Source organism: Clostridium rhizosphaerae (genome assembly GCF_016765585.1).
GTDB classification, from domain to species: domain Bacteria; phylum Bacillota; class Clostridia; order Clostridiales; family Clostridiaceae; genus Clostridium_AT; species Clostridium_AT rhizosphaerae.
Genome location: NZ_JAESWC010000009.1, coordinates 115,288 through 131,963 on the forward strand (window position 1 = coordinate 115,288; position 16,676 = coordinate 131,963).

Annotated in this window: 18 protein-coding genes; all 18 read left to right on the forward strand. The window is 33.0% G+C overall.

Annotated features, from left to right (window positions below):
• Position 1 precedes the first annotated feature (1 nt).
• The 18 genes from JK636_RS14560 to JK636_RS14645 all read left to right on the forward strand — a co-directional run bounded on the left by JK636_RS14560 (position 2) and on the right by JK636_RS14645 (position 15,730).
• On the forward strand, positions 2–1,582 hold the full coding sequence (locus JK636_RS14560; protein WP_202749741.1) for a ClC family H(+)/Cl(-) exchange transporter: 1,581 nt from the start codon (positions 2–4) through the stop codon (positions 1,580–1,582).
• Positions 1,583–1,950: 368 nt separating this feature from the next.
• Positions 1,951–2,574, forward strand: coding sequence for an HD domain-containing protein (locus tag JK636_RS14565; RefSeq protein ID WP_202749742.1), 624 nt, complete (start codon positions 1,951–1,953; stop codon positions 2,572–2,574).
• Positions 2,575–2,674: 100 nt separating this feature from the next.
• Positions 2,675–3,544, forward strand: a complete 870-nt coding sequence (locus tag JK636_RS14570) for a serine hydrolase domain-containing protein (RefSeq protein ID WP_202749743.1) — start codon at positions 2,675–2,677, stop codon at positions 3,542–3,544.
• Positions 3,545–3,555: 11 nt separating this feature from the next.
• Complete coding sequence (locus JK636_RS14575) at positions 3,556–4,113, forward strand: carbon-nitrogen hydrolase family protein (RefSeq protein ID WP_202749744.1); 558 nt, start codon at positions 3,556–3,558, stop codon at positions 4,111–4,113.
• Between the two features lie 213 nt (positions 4,114–4,326).
• Positions 4,327–4,890, forward strand: coding sequence for a non-canonical purine NTP pyrophosphatase (locus JK636_RS14580; protein WP_202749745.1), 564 nt, complete (start codon positions 4,327–4,329; stop codon positions 4,888–4,890).
• A gap of 24 nt (positions 4,891–4,914) precedes the next feature.
• A complete protein-coding gene (locus JK636_RS14585; protein ID WP_202749746.1) occupies positions 4,915–5,916 on the forward strand; it encodes a S66 family peptidase in 1,002 nt (333 codons plus the stop codon).
• Positions 5,917–5,928: 12 nt separating this feature from the next.
• On the forward strand, positions 5,929–6,324 hold the full coding sequence (locus JK636_RS14590; RefSeq protein WP_202749747.1) for a hypothetical protein: 396 nt from the start codon (positions 5,929–5,931) through the stop codon (positions 6,322–6,324).
• Positions 6,325–6,326: 2 nt separating this feature from the next.
• Positions 6,327–6,797 (forward strand): GNAT family N-acetyltransferase, encoded by a 471-nt coding sequence (locus tag JK636_RS14595; RefSeq protein ID WP_202749748.1) that lies wholly within the window; start codon positions 6,327–6,329, stop codon positions 6,795–6,797.
• A gap of 174 nt (positions 6,798–6,971) precedes the next feature.
• Positions 6,972–7,484, forward strand: a complete 513-nt coding sequence (locus JK636_RS14600; RefSeq protein ID WP_202749749.1) for a GNAT family N-acetyltransferase — start codon at positions 6,972–6,974, stop codon at positions 7,482–7,484.
• Positions 7,485–7,844: 360 nt separating this feature from the next.
• A complete protein-coding gene (locus JK636_RS14605) occupies positions 7,845–8,369 on the forward strand; it encodes a P-loop NTPase family protein (RefSeq protein WP_202749750.1) in 525 nt (174 codons plus the stop codon).
• Positions 8,370–8,737: 368 nt separating this feature from the next.
• A complete protein-coding gene (locus tag JK636_RS14610) occupies positions 8,738–9,283 on the forward strand; it encodes a DUF6144 family protein (RefSeq protein WP_202749751.1) in 546 nt (181 codons plus the stop codon).
• Positions 9,284–9,630: 347 nt separating this feature from the next.
• Positions 9,631–10,236 (forward strand): NUDIX hydrolase N-terminal domain-containing protein, encoded by a 606-nt coding sequence (locus JK636_RS14615; RefSeq protein ID WP_202749752.1) that lies wholly within the window; start codon positions 9,631–9,633, stop codon positions 10,234–10,236.
• Positions 10,237–10,652: 416 nt separating this feature from the next.
• The gene (locus tag JK636_RS14620; RefSeq protein WP_202749753.1) at positions 10,653–11,417 is read left to right on the forward strand and encodes a GNAT family N-acetyltransferase; all 765 of its coding nucleotides are present in this window, start codon (positions 10,653–10,655) and stop codon (positions 11,415–11,417) included.
• Between the two features lie 413 nt (positions 11,418–11,830).
• Entirely contained in the window at positions 11,831–12,109 is a 279-nt protein-coding gene (locus JK636_RS14625) for a nucleotide modification associated domain-containing protein (RefSeq protein WP_202749754.1), read from the forward strand.
• A 260-nt stretch (positions 12,110–12,369) separates the two neighbouring features.
• Entirely contained in the window at positions 12,370–13,131 is a 762-nt protein-coding gene (locus JK636_RS14630) for a CPBP family intramembrane glutamic endopeptidase (RefSeq protein ID WP_202749755.1), read from the forward strand.
• A gap of 384 nt (positions 13,132–13,515) precedes the next feature.
• Positions 13,516–13,962 carry an HIT family protein gene (locus JK636_RS14635; RefSeq protein WP_202749756.1) on the forward strand — a complete coding sequence of 149 codons (447 nt, stop codon included), beginning with the start codon at positions 13,516–13,518 and terminating at the stop codon, positions 13,960–13,962.
• Between the two features lie 271 nt (positions 13,963–14,233).
• Positions 14,234–14,713: an NUDIX hydrolase gene (locus tag JK636_RS14640; protein WP_202749757.1), complete on the forward strand. Its 480-nt coding sequence runs from the start codon at positions 14,234–14,236 to the stop codon at positions 14,711–14,713.
• A gap of 288 nt (positions 14,714–15,001) precedes the next feature.
• Positions 15,002–15,730 carry a hypothetical protein gene (locus JK636_RS14645; protein WP_202749758.1) on the forward strand — a complete coding sequence of 243 codons (729 nt, stop codon included), beginning with the start codon at positions 15,002–15,004 and terminating at the stop codon, positions 15,728–15,730.
• The last annotated feature ends 946 nt before the right edge of the window (positions 15,731–16,676 follow it).

The window sequence follows — 16,676 nt, forward strand, 5'->3', positions numbered from 1 at the left end:
AATGGATAAGGTAAACAAGAACGATACCTATAATACATTATCTCATTGGCAAAACTTTAGACTCAAACTTTTGGGACAAGGCATTATTGTAGGAATATTTTCTGGATTTTTAATTGTATTTTATAGAATCGTATTAGAAAAGGCTGAAGAGCTAAGAAATTATATATTTAATCTCAATATTTCTAGATACAAGCTTATGCCAATATGGTTTTTGATATTGATAATTTTAGCTTATATTGTTGGAACGCTGATTACTAATGAACCGCTAATAAGCGGAAGTGGAATTCCTCAGGTAGAAGGTGTACTTGCAGGAAAGATTCGTATGAATTGGCTGCCTGTGATTATAAAGAAATTTATTGGCGGAGTTATTTCAATAGGCGCAGGTTTATCTCTTGGAAGAGAAGGCCCTTCAATACAGCTTGGAGCTGCCGCAGGGCAAGGTGTCAGCAGGATTTTTAAAAGATTTAAGTTTGAGGAAAAATATTTAATTACAAGCGGTGCCAGCGCAGGGTTGGCTGCTGCTTTTAATGCTCCTTTGGCTGGGGTTATGTTTGCACTTGAAGAAGTTCATAAGCATTTCTCGCCGCTTATTTTAATGTCGGCCATGTCTGCATCTTTAACAGCAGATTTTATTTCAAAGCATTTTTTCGGTTTGAAGCCGGTATTCACTTTTCATAATGTTACTGCGCTGCCTTTAGATAAGTATGGTTATATTATACTTCTTGGTATTATAGTTGGAGTTTTTGGGGTAGTATATAACTTCGTTCTTTTAAAAACTCAAGATATATACAGTAAGCAAAAATGGCTTCCTGTAAAATTCAGACCTATGATTCCATTTATACTTGCAGGAGTATTGGCTTTATTTTTACCTCAGGTCCTTGGTGGAGGGCATTCACTTATAGACTCGTTAACAAATGGAAGCTTTACCATGAAAATGCTTCTTATTATTCTTTTATTTAAATTTATATTTTCAATGATAAGCTATGGCTCTGGTGCTCCAGGGGGAATATTCTTTCCACTGCTGGTTTTAGGGGCATTGACTGGTGCGATATACGGAAATACACTTGTACATTTTTTGGGTTTTGATCCTAAGTATATAAATAATTTTATTATGCTTGCTATGGCTGGGTATTTTACAGCAATAGTAAGAGCACCTATTACAGGCAGTATTTTAATAACAGAAATGACCGGCTCATTTTCAAATCTTCTTTCATTAAGCGTAATTTCTTTAACAGCATACGCTGTTGCAGACTTTTTAAGGTCTGAACCTATATATGAATCACTTCTTGAAAGACTGCTTAAAAACAATGGGGAATATGAATTTAGCGAAGGCAGTAAGGATAAAATTTTACTTGAAATGCCTGTTTGCTTAGACTCTGAAATGGATGGAAAGAAAATTAAGGAGCTTAGGCTGCCTAGTGAATGTTTGCTAGTAGGTATAAGAAGAGGAGAAAAAGAGGTTATACCAAAGGGAAATACTACAATTCATTCAGGTGACTGCTTGATTGTTTTAGTTAATGAGAGCAAGGCAGCTGAAACAAATGAACAACTGTCAGAGATGAGTAAAATACCAAGTTTATAAATATAATTATAAGTGGCTGTTGAAAAACATTTTAAACCTGCCGCGTGCTATTTAAATTCTGAGAAACTTTCGCTGTGCAGATAAGACTAATAATTAAAAAACTTATAAATCCTAAATCCTATAAACTCTCTTCGTTCAAACAATATAGGATTCTTAACGGCTTTATAAGTTTTTTAATTAAAGTCTTATTACTGCTTGCTCAGATGTTTCTAGTATTCAAATAACACGCTAGGATTTACTGTTTTACAACAGCCTCTTTTTTTATACAATAACTATAAGTAAATACAAATATTGGTGTATAATAGTATGAGGGGAATAAGCAAAATTGACTGGTATTGAGAAAAATTGTATTTTATGGGGGCTTTATAATGAATAACGAATTAAAAGCGCGGGGGTTTTTAAAACGGCATATATGGAGTCAGGACAAGATTAGTGAAAGCGATAAAAGATACAGATACGAGCACAGCTTGAGAGTTGCAGCAGTTGGGAGAAAGATTGCTGTATCAGAAGACTTAGATAAAGAGGCTTTGACATTAGGTTGTATTTTGCATGATGTTGGTACTTTTGACAGCAGGAATAACCCTAGAGAACATGGCAGGGTTTCGGCAAAAATAGCACGAGAATTTCTAAAAACCTTGGACTTGCCAAAGGAAAAGGTGGAGGAAATTTGCTATGGAATAGCCATACACGTTGATGACAAGGCTGATTTTCATGGAGAAAAAACTATTTTAAATGAAAGTATAAGCGATAGTGACAATATAGACAGATTTGACTCTTATAGAATATATGATACTCTGAGGTATTTAAGATTTCACGAGATGACCGTTGACGAGCAGCTGGATTACTTGAACAAAGTAATTCCAAAACTAAAGGGTTACACAAAGCAAGAATTTGCTACAAAAACAGCAACAGCTATGTGGACTGATAATGTGAGTTTTCAAATTCAGTTTTATGAGAGATTAAAGTGTCAGCTTCAAGCAGGTCAAATTTGATTTTTATGGAGGTTAAAGCTCTAAATGGGCTTTAACGGGTAACTTGTGAGCGTGAGCGAACATCTTAATTTACCCAGTGATCCAAATGAAAGGAAGAAAAATGTTAACCGAATTTATAGATAAAGTTATAAAAAATAAACTTAATATTTATGGAATTGTTGTTATCAAAGATGGAATCAAAGTTTGCGAGTATCATTTTGTTCCGGAGGAAAGAAGAGAACTTTATTCAGTAACTAAAAGCTTTACTTCAACGGCGGTAGGCATTGCAATACAGGAAGGATATTTGTATCTTAATGACAGTCTTTTAAAATTTTTTGAAGAAGATATTCCAAAGGATATGCCTAAGGAACATTTAGACAACCTCGGTAAAGTAACAGTGGAGAGGCTTCTCACCATGTCAATCCTAGACTATCCTTTTGTAAAATTGAACTCAGACAATTGGCTTAGGCATATTTTATCAATACCTCTTCCTAATGTTGATGAGAGGGTGTTCAATTATTCGAATTTATCTTCTTATCTTGCAGGGGTTATTGTAGAAAGAGCTGTTAAAACAAATATGATGGACTATCTTAAGCCAAGATTGTTTGAACCTCTTGGAATTGAAAATGTGGAGTGTGAGTATAGTCCGGAAGGGTACTTTTACGGGGCAACAGGTATGAAGCTTACAATCAATGAGCTCAGCAGGTTTGGTCAGTTGTATCTTCAGGAAGGCTTTTATAATGGAAAGCAGCTTTTAGCAAAAGATTGGGTGGCTAGTGCTTCTAAGAAACACATTGAAACAAGAGAAGGAGGATACGGCTATTATTTTTGGAGGGAACAAGTACATTCCTACAGGGCAAGCGGCATGAAAGGACAAGTATGTATAGTGATTCCGGGGAAAAATGCTGTGATCGCAGTTATGTCTGATGTAGGAGACAGATCTTTAGAAATGAGGAAGCTTATATGGGATACAGTTTATCCTAAATTATAGGGGGATTTATGATGAGAGCTGCACTTGTAGTTAATAAAGTAGTGAGCGATGTATCAGAAAATATGAGAAATATTATTGCTTATATTAATAAAGCTGCGGATAATAATGCGGATTTGGTTATGTTTTCAGAAACTGCGTTGACGGGATTTTCCATGACGGATAATCCAAAGGAAGATATTAAGTTAGGTATTCCTATTCCCGGAGAGGAAATAGAAAAATTATGCCGGGAAGCTAAAAAAAGAAATATAAATCTTGCTATAGGGGTACTTGAAGAAGATAACGGCAGCTTATATGACTCTGCTGTTTTTATTAATAGAAATGGAACTATAGGCTTAAAGTACAGAAGAGTATCAAAAGGTTGGAGAGATCCAAATAAAAACAACAGCATTTATATGGAAGGTACTGAGGTTTTAAGTTATGAAAGTGATATAGGAAAAATCTGTTTTCTAATTTGCGGCGACATGAATAATGACACTCTAATTACTAAAGCTAAAGCGTTAAAAGCAGATATTCTTCTCTTCCCATTTGCCAGATCTTTTTATGGCGGTACAGTAACTCATGAAAGATAGATAAAGGAAGAACAAGAGGACTATATTAACAGGCTTAGGCAAACAGAAACTAAAGCATTTTTGGTTAATTATTTAGATGAAGAATATTTTGGAGGGGCTTTTGTGCTTTCTAGTGAAGGTAAGCTTTTAGCTAGCCTTGAGTTAGGTAAAGAAGGAATACTGTTTTATGATTTTTAGTAAAGGTAAGTCTTATGATAAAGAAGGTAATTATATATGGAAAAAACGTTAGTTTATGTCACAGGAAATTCTGTTAAATTTGATGTTGCACTAAAAACCTTTGAAAATACGGAAATAGTTCTATTGCAGAAGAAGATTGAAACTCCTGAAATTCAAAGTAAAAGTGTACAAGAGGTGGCTATGTATTCAGCTAGATGGGCAAGCAGACAATTAGATAAGCCCGTTATAGTAACAGATGCCGGTTTTTATATAGAAGCTCTAAATGGGTTTCCGGGTCCTTTTATTAAGTTCGTAAACGAGTGGTTTTCAGCTGAAGATTTTATTAATTTAATGAAGGACAAAGATAATCGTAATATTAATATCCAGGATTGTTTGGCATACTGCCATCCAAATGAAGAACCAATTGTTTTCACGGGAATATATCATGGAAAACTGGCAGATAAGCCTAGCATGCAGCAGGGAAGTTCAATCGATAGAATTTTTATTCCTGAGGGCTTCGAGGCACCTATTTCCGATATACCTGAGGAACAAATGATTTCCTACTGGAGCCAAGGGGAAATCATGAGTAAGTTTAAAGATTATATTTTAAAGCACAAATAAATTACACACATGGAGGAATTATAAATGAAGGTTTTAAGAAGGTTAGAGCCAGGCGATTCTATAGGAATATTTTCACCTTCCGCGCCTGTTACATATACTTGTCCTAAAAGATTTATCAGAGGTAAAGAGTATTTAGAAAGTAAAGGCTTTAGGATAATTGAAGGGAGCCTTACTGGTAAATTTGATTTTTATAGATCAGGTAGTATTAAAGAAAGAGCTGAAGAGCTTAATGAGCTTATTAGAAATCCAGAGGTTAGATGCATCATGTCCACTATTGGAGGAATGAATTCAAATTCTTTGCTTCCATACATAGATTATGAAGCCTTTAAGAAGGATCCTAAAATCATTATAGGATACTCGGATGTTACAGCTGTTTTACTTGGAATATATGCAAAAACAGGAATACATACCTTTTATGGACCAGCCTTAGCTGCTTCTTTTGGAGAGTTTACTCCATTTGTCGATTGGACATATGAATATTTTAAAGAGCTTATTGCAGAGGATGCAAAGTTTCCTTATGAGCTGAAAAATCCAGATTATTGGACAGAAGAATTCATAGATTGGGAAACTCAAGACAGAGCAAAAGATCAAAAGAAAAACAGTCTTATTACTGTTTATGATGGTGTTGCAAAAGGAAGAGTTATTGGCGGAAATCTAAATACTATGCAGGGAATATGGGGCAGTGAGTATATGCCTCAAATAAAGACTGGAGATATTCTTTTTATTGAGGATACAAGCAAAGATCCGGGAACTATAGAAAGAAGCTTTTCCCTTTTAGAGTTAAATGGTATTTTTGACAAGGTTTCAGGAATTATTCTTGGAAAACATGAAAACTTTGATGACTGGGGCTGCGGAAGAAAGCCTTATGAAATATTATTGGAGGTTCTAGGGGATAGAAAGCTTCCTTTTATTATTGAGTTTGACTGCTGCCATACACACCCGATGATGACTATCCCTATAGGTTCTGCAATTGAACTTGATGCATCTAATAAAAAGGTAACTATTTTAGAAGACATTTTTATTTAGCAGGAGATTAAGATGAAGAATAAAAAGACATTTATTACAAAAATACTTTATGGGCTATTTATTATTGGAACTATAATTTCTATCTTTATTGTCTATAAACATATAGATAGTAGTTTTGCTTTTAAATTCATAATTGGATACGCAGTGTTTAATTTTCTTATGGTTTTATATTTAGTTATTACAACTATATCTAATTTAAAGATGATAAAGAAGAAGGAGCTAAGAAAAAGATTTATTACGTTTATAACTGTATTTATAATATTTGGAGCTTTAAACTATGGTTTTGATTATATCTTTAGACCTGAGAAGATCGATTTGTTTAGAGAATTTTCTATTTCCTTTGGTTTGTCTGTTGGTATTTCTTTTATTAGACTAACATCTTTGAAAGAGAATGAGGGGGAGAATTAATAATGATAGAATTAAGAAAAATTACAGAGGACAATTTTGATGAATGCGTAAAACTAGAGGTTAATAGTGAACAAAAAAGCTTTGTTGCAAGCAATATAAAAAGTCTTGCGCAGGCTTATGTAGCATTAACCAATAACGCTTGTATTCCAATGCCTTATGCCATTTATAGCGATGATACTATGGTTGGCTTTATAATGCTGGCATACACTGAACCGGATGAAGATAATGATAAATATGCTTATTGGGTTTGGAGATTAATGATTGATAAAGTCCATCAAGGTAAAGGCTATGGAAGACAAGCTATGATAAAGGCTCTTGAACTAATTAAAACCTTTCCTCACGGAAAAGCATCAGAAGTTTGTCTTTCCTATGAATTAGATAATACAGTTGGAAAAGCACTTTATGAGTCTTTAGGTTTCGTTGAAACAGGTAAAATCCAAGATGGCGAGATGGTGGCTAAATTAGTTTTGTAGGGATTTCAGGTATAGGTAAGAATTAGCGAAACAGGTTCGTAGGTTTAATAGTTAGCAGAAACTTTAGGTCTGATGAAGTGTTGATTACGCAGTGAGTATTTTCGATAACTTAAAGGATAAATCATAATTGTAATATTATGTAATATATAAGATTTACAAACTGGAGGTATAAGATTGGAGAATAAAGTATTAGAAGCAGAAAGATTATTTTTAAAACCCTTATCTTTTAGTGAACTGTCATTTATTAATAGCAATGAGATTGATAGAGTTGAAATATTAATTGAGCAAGAGGCAATATTTGATTTTGTTAAACTAGCGATATCAAAGAAATTAGAAAAAATGCAAAATATTGATGAGAAAATTCATGAATGGTATACATACTGGTTGATTATTAATAAGGACAATAAAAAAGGTATAGGCTTTATAGGTTTTAAGGGAGTTCCAGATGAAAGTGGTTACTCAGAGGTTGGATATAGTATATCATCTAATTATAGAAGGAAAGGGCTAATGTCAGAAGCATTATCCTCATTAATAAATTGGGCTTCAACTTTTCAAAATTGTAAGGGGATTACAGCAAAGAGAGTGTTAAAAGCTAATATAGGATCAAATAATGTGCTAAACAATTGTAATTTTAAATTATATAGTTCTTCAAGCGAAGAAAATAATTATATTCTTAAGTTCAGATAAAAATAAATCTTACAAATAGATATATAGCATTTATATTATAACTACATGGAATGAAATTGTGGAGGGATAATCTTACGCATATAGATAGTAAAAGACCTAAAGCATCAGCTAACAAAAAATTTCCGTTCAGCTTGACTTGAAAAGACAGCCAAGCTATACCTGCGAAGCTAAGAAAAGAGCTTTCTAAGCTTCTCGGCATCGGAAATTAGGAACGTTATATGTAATTTTAGATATATAAATTGATAACTCAAAGTTTTATTTATTATTTGCTTAAATCATATATGTAAGATGTTGTAGACTAATAATATTTTTATTTGTCCGTATACAAGTAAAAGAAAAGACAAAGTGAAGGAGTAATAGATGAAAATTATAGTAATCGGGTGCCCAGGTGCAGGGAAATCAGTATTAACAAAAAGAATTAATGATTTTCTGCATTATCCAGTTTTACATTTAGATAAAATTTATCATACTGGTGGAAAAAACCACATAACAAGAGATGAATTGGTTGCAAGAGTAAGTGATTTCGCAAGTATACATGAGAAATGGATTATTGATGGTAATTATATTTCAACACTTGAAATGAGGGTTAAATTAGCTGATACAATAATAGTCTTAAATATACCTTCAGAAATATGTGTATCCAACGCTTATAAAAGAGCTGAAGAAAATATTGAGCAAGGTGTAAACAGGAATGATATGGCTGAAGGTTTTGATTATACAGTAACAGAAGAATTCATTAATTTCATAAAAAGTTTTGAAGTGGATACAATGCCTAGAATTAAGACTATATTAACAAGTTTTCCTGATAAAAACATAAAAATTTTAAGTAGTTATAGAGAAGTAGAAGAATTTACAGACATTTTGAGAAAAGAATATGCTGAATAAATTACTGAGGACTGATTTTTAAAGGAATTGTTAAAGCAAGGCTTATGATTTAATTAGTTCTATTTTTTAGTGCGAAATTATTAGGACTTATTTAGTAAAGTCTTTGATTAGAGTGTCGTGGTAAAAACTACATGTAACAAAAGATTAGCGGACATCTTTTCGCTGGGTGTTGAGCACCGCCTCCAAAGAAGAGTTCTGCAGGTTCAGCTCAAAGATATCGCTAATCAGAAACGTTAACTGAAATCCTTTCAAATAAACTAATAAATTAAAATGTTTGAAAGGTATTAAGTTCCATTTATTTAAAAGGAAGAACCAAAACTATTTATATATGACTTAATAGATTAAAGAAGAACGAAAGGATGATATTAATGGCCATTTTTAAGTTTTATCAAATCTATAGAAGCATAAATGAAGAACTAGGAGAGGATAAAGCTATAGAATTATTTCCTGAATATGCAACACTCCCAGATAAAATGCCTGCACATGAGCAAGCACAATTGGGAAAGATAATAATGGATAGAATGGACGAGCTACTAGATAAAGATACTATTTCTAAGATAAGGCAAAAACATTGCTGTAATCCATCTAAAGAACAAATTAGAGAAATTGAAGAGCTAAAAGAGAAGAGTAAGAATCTTGATGAATTTTGTGTGGAATATTCAAAGTATCTTTCACCGGGGTATGTAAAAAAGGAAGGTGGCGTGCTTACAGTATCATTTGGATGGAACAAATGTGTGTGTGGAATGTTTCGAAAATTAGAAATATATGAACCCATATCAAAAACATGGTGTGAATGCTGTAATGGTCATGTTATAAAAACGTTTAGTCTGATTTGCAATAAATCTGTTAAATCAGAAATTGTAGAAGCTGTAGCTTGTGGTGGAAAAGATTGTATTTTTAAAGTAAATATCTAATTTTCCGTTTTAAATATAAGCTGTATTTTAGTTAAGGTAATATACTTTCTTTATACATCATGAATTACAAGAGTTTCTGCAGTGTATATCTATAATGAAGTGCTGATGGACTTCAGTTAACACAGCATCCCCATTCGTTGTGGCTATGAGTAGTCGAGCCTCCGAAGAGGCCACAACACATCAATCAGCCTCATAAATGGACTGATTGACGTCGGGGATGCAAAACGTTAGTTGAAATTCCGGGTCAATGAAAGTTTACGTTTACACAGTTAAATTTTCTTTGCATTTTTGGAACATAAAGAAAAAATCTTGATGTAAGTTTTGTTAATTAAAGGGAGATTAAAAATATGAGTAACATATTATTACTTTTAGAACAAATACGTTCAATAGCACAACTTGGATTATGTTATGCAAAAGACCCGTATGACTATGAAAGATACGAAAATTTACTTAAATTAGCATCTAATGAATATTCTCAGATATGCGATATAGAAGAGAAAATAATTATTGAACGATTTAAAAAAGAGTTAGGTTATATAACTCCTAAGATAGGCGTAAATGGAGTGATTTTTTCACAAGATGAAAAGATTCTTTTAGAGAGACGTGCTGATGATAAATTGTGGGGTATACCAGGTGGTTGGGCTGAAACTGGTGAAAGTCCTCAGCAATCAATAAAAAGAGAAATATATGAGGAAACAGGGCTTAATGTAGAAGTTAAAGAAATCATAGACATATTTACGAGGATACCAGGAGATTTCGGACAGCCTCATACTTCATATCATATATTATTTTATTGCGAGGTAATAGGTGGAAGCCTAAAAACATCATTTGAAAGTCTAGAGGTTGGATTTCATGACTTTAATAAGATAACGGAATGGCATAAAGACCATCTTGATATGGCACGAAAAGCGAAAGAGTACTTAAATGAATATAATAAGAAAATCCATTTATGATGTTTTCACAAGAGTTATTGAAAATATATTTAAATATTAACCCTTTTTAAAATAATTAATTCGGAGAGTTCTTATAATTTAAAATACATTGAAAGAATTTTTTGGATAAAATCCTACGTATATAGATAGTAAATGACCAGGAACATCAACTAACAAAAAATTTCTGCCCAGTTTGGCTTAAAAGATAGCCAAGCTGCACCTGCGAGACTAAGAAAAGAGCTTTCTGAGGCTCCTCGGCGTCTTGAGCACGAAACGTTATATGTAATTTAGAATAAACAGAGTAAATTCACAATGTTTTATTATCTTTAAGTAAGTCATAATTAAATTTAAATGTAAACTACAGATTATTTATATTTGTGAATATGACATAAGGTCGTCAAATTTATTACGGTATACTCAAATAAGGAGGTATATTTATGATTATAGAGGAAATGTTGAAATATGTTGATAAGGGTGCAGATTTTTATCTTAGAGCAATGGGAGATGCCGAGCACATGGAAATTATTGATAATGATATCTATGAAGTTATGCGTTCATGCGGTAATATAAATAATCTTAGCTCGATCTATAATATTAGGCTTGAGCAACTTTCAGATGATGAACTTAAAAAAACAGTGCAAGATATTAAAAACTTAAAAATTCATACGTGGTGGCCACTCGCTTCATCCGATAGAGTTATAGACATAATTCATGGGAAGAAGCCTGTTTATTCAATAGAAGATTTTGAAATTTATGGTGTTATGCAGTCTGAGGATTTACCCAAATATCCAGAAGTTCCGGGATTTGTAAATATAAAACAAGTTAAGTCATTAAGTGATTTTGATATTTGGTGTGATATAGACAATAATACTGAACATGGCGGTACAGTTGTTTTTTATTCTCAAAACCATATGCATTTGATAGATAGCGGAAAATTGACTTGTTTTATAGGTTATGTCGATAATAAGCCTGTTGCTACGTCAGGAATATTGAATAATAAAGGAATTGCATCACTAGAATTTATTTCTACTTTGCCTGAATATCGTAAAAAAGGTATTGCTAAAGCGTTGTGCCAATACGCATTGAAATACGCATTTAACATTGGTGCTAACGTGATTTCGGTACGGGCAATCGGCGATGGCCGAACTCTTGCTAAGTCATTGGGCTTTCATTTTGTGGAAACGAATGAAACCGCAGTATAAGAATAATCTACAGCAAAATTAATACACAATATTTACTTATTACGAATAAATTAAAAGTTAAATATATATAAGATTTTTTTAAAAGTTTAAAGACTTAGACTATAGCTAACAAAATGTTGCTGTCCGCCTTGGCTGGTGGACTTTTTTTATATAGTATTATGTAAATATATGGTTTATAATCTATATAAAGGTTAGTAGTAATTACCCCCAAGGCACATCTTGAAAACTAAGATAAGAGTTATCTGAGTTTTCAAAACGTCAGTAACACGAAACGTTAGTTGAAATTTCATGTCAACGTAGGTATATAAGCATGAAGCTAACGGTTTTTGTAATTATTGAGAGTAAAGGATAAGTACAATTTTAAATATTACATTACAGTCGTAATTTAGAGATAAAGAAAGGGGGTATTCTATATGTCAAAAATTGACCAACATAAAGAGATATGTGAAAAATTAAATAAAATATATACTGCTAAAAATAAAGACTATGGAGACAGTTTCAGTGAAGGGTTTCAAGAGTATGGACTTATAATGCCTGCAATTAGATTAGAAGATAAGTTACGAAGATATAAGCAGTTAATTAGGGAAGATGCTGAAGTGAAAGATGAGAGCATTATTGATACTCTATTAGATTTGGCCAATTATTCTATAATGACAATTATTGAACTCGAAAATAAAGATAAAGAAAAATAAGAAATAATAATCATATATTATAAAGGGTTGATGGGAATTTATACTGAAAATATATAATTCATTCAGGGATTTTTGGGGGTAGACCTTCGCATAATAGGTTGCAGAAGACATGTAAAATTCCAAGCGGTATGTGAAATTTTAGGCCTATGAAAATCTGTATTTATGCATTAAGTGATTTTTGTTTTTATTAACACAAAGAATAAGCAACAATTGTACTTCATGGAAAGGTAAATATTACTTATAGAAAAAGGGGAAGAATAATGCAAAAAACGAAACCAGTTTTGCTATCAATTGTATGGACAATAGTGCTTTTGATTTTCCCAGTGGTATCAGGGGTAATTGTGACAGTATTTAAAATGAACCAGGTTGAGATTTTTTTGGCTCAGGGATGCTTTATGTTGATTTCCTTAATTATTCCGATGGTTTATATATGCAAAAAGAAAATTAATCTCAAAGAAATTGGATTGAGAAAAATGGAACCAGGAAGTATAGGGAAAACTCTGTTCTTTATACCCATAGTCATTTCTGAATTACCTCTTATACTGGTTGGTGTTGATTTTAAAGGTTTTACATATGTCAGTGTACTTATCTTTTTTACATTAGCGGTTGGAATTTCGGAAGAACTCTATTTCAGAGGTATTATATTAAAATTGCTAAAGGACAACTTCTCTGTTAAGCAAACAATTGTGATTTCTGCTTTGGTATTTGGAGTTGGACATTTCGCTAGCATATTGGCAGGAAAAAGCATTGTTGAGGTTTTACTACAAATTATTAATGCTATTGTATTCGGAATCATTGCTGCTGAAATTGTCATTCATACAAAGAGCTTATTCTCTGTGATAATCTGGCACTTTTTGTTTGATTTTGTGAATCATATATCGTTAGTGGCTAGCTCAAGTGGATATATAGCGATTGGGTTTCAAGAATTAATAATGATTATCTATGTATTATATTTATGGAATAAAGTATCTATAGAAAATGTGCAGATAGATAAGCATGTTAGCGATAGGCTACGAGAATAAGCTTTAACGCTAATTAATAATATATATAAACTACTTAGAAAGAAGTTGTGAGATGGATAAATATACGCATATAAATAGTAAAGGATCCAAACAACAGAGAACAAAATGTTGCCATTCGCCTTGGCTGGAGAATACTTTGAATGGGGACAGATTATGCACTCAAATTTGTTTTTCAAGCAAAGATAATTCTGAGAGCACAGCATAGGCGCATTCCTTCACCAAGTGCGTCGCGCTAAGGCTCAGGAACGTTGGCAACACGAATGGTTATCCGCAACTTTGTTAATAGAAAGCAATTAATAGTAGTTTTCTAGTTTTAATTTACTGATGCTTAATTGTAGAATAATGAGAAACAGAAAATTTATATTTTATTCGGGGGGGTATAATATGCAATGCAAGATGTGTGAACAACAAAAGAACATTACAAATGATCCGTATTTTATTATGGAACTGGAAACTGGATATGTTATCTTAGGATGGTATCAGAGGTTCAAAGGATATACTGTTTTTAACTGCAAAGAACATGGCCCAGAATTACATGATTTAGAACATGATTTTAAAGTTAAACACCTTGAAGAAATGTCGATAGTTGCAGAAGCTGTTTCTAATGTGTTTAAGCCAGATAAAATGAATCATGAGCTGCTTGGAAATGGATGCCCTCATATTCATTGGCATTTATACCCTAGGGTAAAGGGAGATACTCCTATCGTAAGCTCGGTTTATCAACTGTCTAATAGCGTATTGTTTGATGAATCCACAAGACCATGCGATGAAGTAAGAAAAGATTATATAAATAGAATTAAGAATGAAATTGAAAGACTGCTCGCATTATAAGCATAATCTACAATTGAGTAATTTCACATTCTTCTTATTGTGTGGAACAAATTTAAGTTTTGGAATAGATTCAGCTCAAAATGTTGAAGTTAAAGCAGCGTATAACAAAAAGTTTCCGTCCAGCTTGGCTTGAGAAGATAGCCAAGCTTACTAAGTGTCTCGCGTCGGGAATTACAAACGGTATCTGTGATTCTGATGAAACAAAGATGTAATTGAAGGCTTTTAATTTATTTAAGCAACTGAAAAATAGGAATTTATGAGGGGGATAAAAATGAAGTGTGATTGTGGATTTACCAAAGACAATGGATGGTTCAGATACAAAGCAACCGCAATAATCATTGAAAACGGAAGTGTACTATTTGCTAAAAATGATAGGGATGATTATTACTATCCGGTTGGAGGAGGTGTTCATATTGGTGAAAAGGCTGAAGATGCTGTTGTCAGAGAGGTATATGAAGAAACAGGAATACACTATAAAATTGATAGGTTAGCATTTATTCATGAGAATTTCTTTACTGGTAGTGGTAGTCTTGAAGGTTATAATTGTCACGAAATTGCTTTTTACTTTTTGATGAAGCCAAGGGGAACACAAAAGCTTAATAGTAATAGTTATTCATGTGGTGTTAAAGAGTATATGCATTGGCTACCAATAAATAACTTATCAAATTACAAGGCATTTCCCACTTTTTTTATTGATAAATTATCAAATATGCAAAGTTACGTAGAACATATTGTTACAGATGAAAGATAGATAAATTGCAAATTTATGTTTGAGTTGATACGCAAACTTTTTAAATGCCAAACCGATTAAAGTGGCCGGTGGAAAATTTAAAATAATATGTAAGTTTTTCTAAGTTCCTATAGCGCTGAGGCACGTAATTAGTACGGAAAGCTGTACGTAATTTAAGGTCAACACTATATAACACGTACCTTTTGAGATCGATTTTTTAGATGCAATTGTAGAATAAGGTGAAAAATGTTTTGAGATGGTATGAGAATGAGAAAAAATAATAAATTAAAATAAATGGGAGGGTCTAATATGAACAAGCATAGCAAATGGTTAGCATTAGTTATGATATTATGTACTTTGATGATATTTATGCCATATACAATAGTGTTAGCAAATTCCGCACAACCGCCATCATTGGTTATACTGGTAAATAATCCGCCAGAAGATCTATCAATTGTGCTAGTTTCAAATGGAAGTCAACCGAAAGCAAGAGTTCGGCGGGTTGCGTGGGAAGGATATTACGCATTTTATACTAGTGATATGCAAGTGACTAGCCAGTATACGTTAAAGGTTACTACAAATGGGGAAAGCTTTGATTGTACGATTGGTACACCCTTACAGCATTATAACAACGTATTTACTTTGAACCTGTCCAATCGAGAACTTAGGTCTGGCACATATCCTTTTCGCAGGGCGCTTTTAGTAACAATACGGTTACTACTTACGCTTTTACTTGAAGGTATCATATTTTGGCTCTTTAATTACAGACAAAAAAGAAGTTGGATTATATTTTTTTATGTCAACATTGTTACACAGGGGGTCTTGAATATTTGGTTGAATAGTGGAGGACCGCTAATGCCAAGCTATTTAATATTTAGTTTAATTCTAGGAGAGTTTTTTGTATTTATGGCTGAAATGATTGCTTTTCCTATTTTAGTTAAGGAGCATGGACAAAGTCGTAGCCTGATTTATGCTTTTGTCGCAAATTTTATAAGTTTAATTGCCGGTGGATATATTATTTCGGTTTTGCCGGTTTAGATACGATATAATAATTACCTTTAGTTACTATAAAAATTAATGTCTTGGCCTCTTTTATTACAAGGGAAAAGCAATCTGCTAAAGCGAAGAGGATAAAGCATATCCTTTTACCAAGCATAGTCTGACTAAGTGTCTCGGAATCTTGAATATGAAACGAGTATTGTATCGAGGTTGGTGATAATTAGATGAAGCGTGCACTGAGAATTATATAGGCCATAAGGGATACCGTAATCCTTGAAGCATATTCATCCTCGCAAGCTTAATAATACAGACAGTGACATATTTAACGATATGGAATCGTACACAAGAAAATCATTATTTCGAGATTTCTGAGGGGCTATAGGGGACATAGAACATGGCATGTATAAAGAGAAATATCAGGAACTTACGAGATCCTGCGGATTCCAATATTATGTTATTGGTAGTTTCATTCAATCGTAAAAAAGAATGCATAAAGACCTGTAGGGAGTGAAATTGCCTCATAGTACTTTGAGGCCGGGAAAGCTGGTACATGAGGAAGAAACGTTCAGAAATATGTATCTTGTAAACGAAACATTGCTTATGCGAGAATTGATAAAATTACAGCTAAGGAGTTTAGAGAAAATCTAGTATAAATATTTAGGAGACTATGAATGAACTCAAAGAGAAATGATACCACGCAAAACTGGCGAGAAGAATGTGCATCCCGAAGGGAAAGGACAAAACTCGTCCCCTAGGTATTCAAACTATGAAAGACAAGCTAGTTCAAGGTGCTGCTGCACAAATACTTGAAAACATATACTAGCAAGATTTTATATGAAATAGCTATGAATATTGTCTGAAGGTAGGAGCACATATAGCAATTAAAGCACTGACAGAAGGGTTGCAATTTGGCAAGTATTGTTGTCTGGTTGAAGCTTATATTAAAGGATTCTTTAATAACATAGACCATGGATGGCTTACGAGA

Bases quoted from the DNA above. Each gene is read 5' to 3' on its own strand.
- JK636_RS14560 (WP_202749741.1), top strand. From the start codon at position 2: ATGGATAAGGTAAACAAGAACGATACCTATAATACATTATCTCATTGG.
- JK636_RS14565 (WP_202749742.1), top strand. From the start codon at position 1,951: ATGAATAACGAATTAAAAGCGCGGGGGTTTTTAAAACGGCATATATGG.
- JK636_RS14570 (WP_202749743.1), top strand. From the start codon at position 2,675: ATGTTAACCGAATTTATAGATAAAGTTATAAAAAATAAACTTAATATT.
- JK636_RS14575 (WP_202749744.1), top strand. From the start codon at position 3,556: ATGAGAGCTGCACTTGTAGTTAATAAAGTAGTGAGCGATGTATCAGAA.
- JK636_RS14580 (WP_202749745.1), top strand. From the start codon at position 4,327: ATGGAAAAAACGTTAGTTTATGTCACAGGAAATTCTGTTAAATTTGAT.
- JK636_RS14585 (WP_202749746.1), top strand. From the start codon at position 4,915: ATGAAGGTTTTAAGAAGGTTAGAGCCAGGCGATTCTATAGGAATATTT.
- JK636_RS14590 (WP_202749747.1), top strand. From the start codon at position 5,929: ATGAAGAATAAAAAGACATTTATTACAAAAATACTTTATGGGCTATTT.
- JK636_RS14595 (WP_202749748.1), top strand. From the start codon at position 6,327: ATGATAGAATTAAGAAAAATTACAGAGGACAATTTTGATGAATGCGTA.
- JK636_RS14605 (WP_202749750.1), top strand. From the start codon at position 7,845: ATGAAAATTATAGTAATCGGGTGCCCAGGTGCAGGGAAATCAGTATTA.
- JK636_RS14610 (WP_202749751.1), top strand. From the start codon at position 8,738: ATGGCCATTTTTAAGTTTTATCAAATCTATAGAAGCATAAATGAAGAA.
- JK636_RS14615 (WP_202749752.1), top strand. From the start codon at position 9,631: ATGAGTAACATATTATTACTTTTAGAACAAATACGTTCAATAGCACAA.
- JK636_RS14620 (WP_202749753.1), top strand. From the start codon at position 10,653: ATGATTATAGAGGAAATGTTGAAATATGTTGATAAGGGTGCAGATTTT.
- JK636_RS14625 (WP_202749754.1), top strand. From the start codon at position 11,831: ATGTCAAAAATTGACCAACATAAAGAGATATGTGAAAAATTAAATAAA.
- JK636_RS14630 (WP_202749755.1), top strand. From the start codon at position 12,370: ATGCAAAAAACGAAACCAGTTTTGCTATCAATTGTATGGACAATAGTG.
- JK636_RS14635 (WP_202749756.1), top strand. From the start codon at position 13,516: ATGCAATGCAAGATGTGTGAACAACAAAAGAACATTACAAATGATCCG.
- JK636_RS14640 (WP_202749757.1), top strand. From the start codon at position 14,234: ATGAAGTGTGATTGTGGATTTACCAAAGACAATGGATGGTTCAGATAC.
- JK636_RS14645 (WP_202749758.1), top strand. From the start codon at position 15,002: ATGAACAAGCATAGCAAATGGTTAGCATTAGTTATGATATTATGTACT.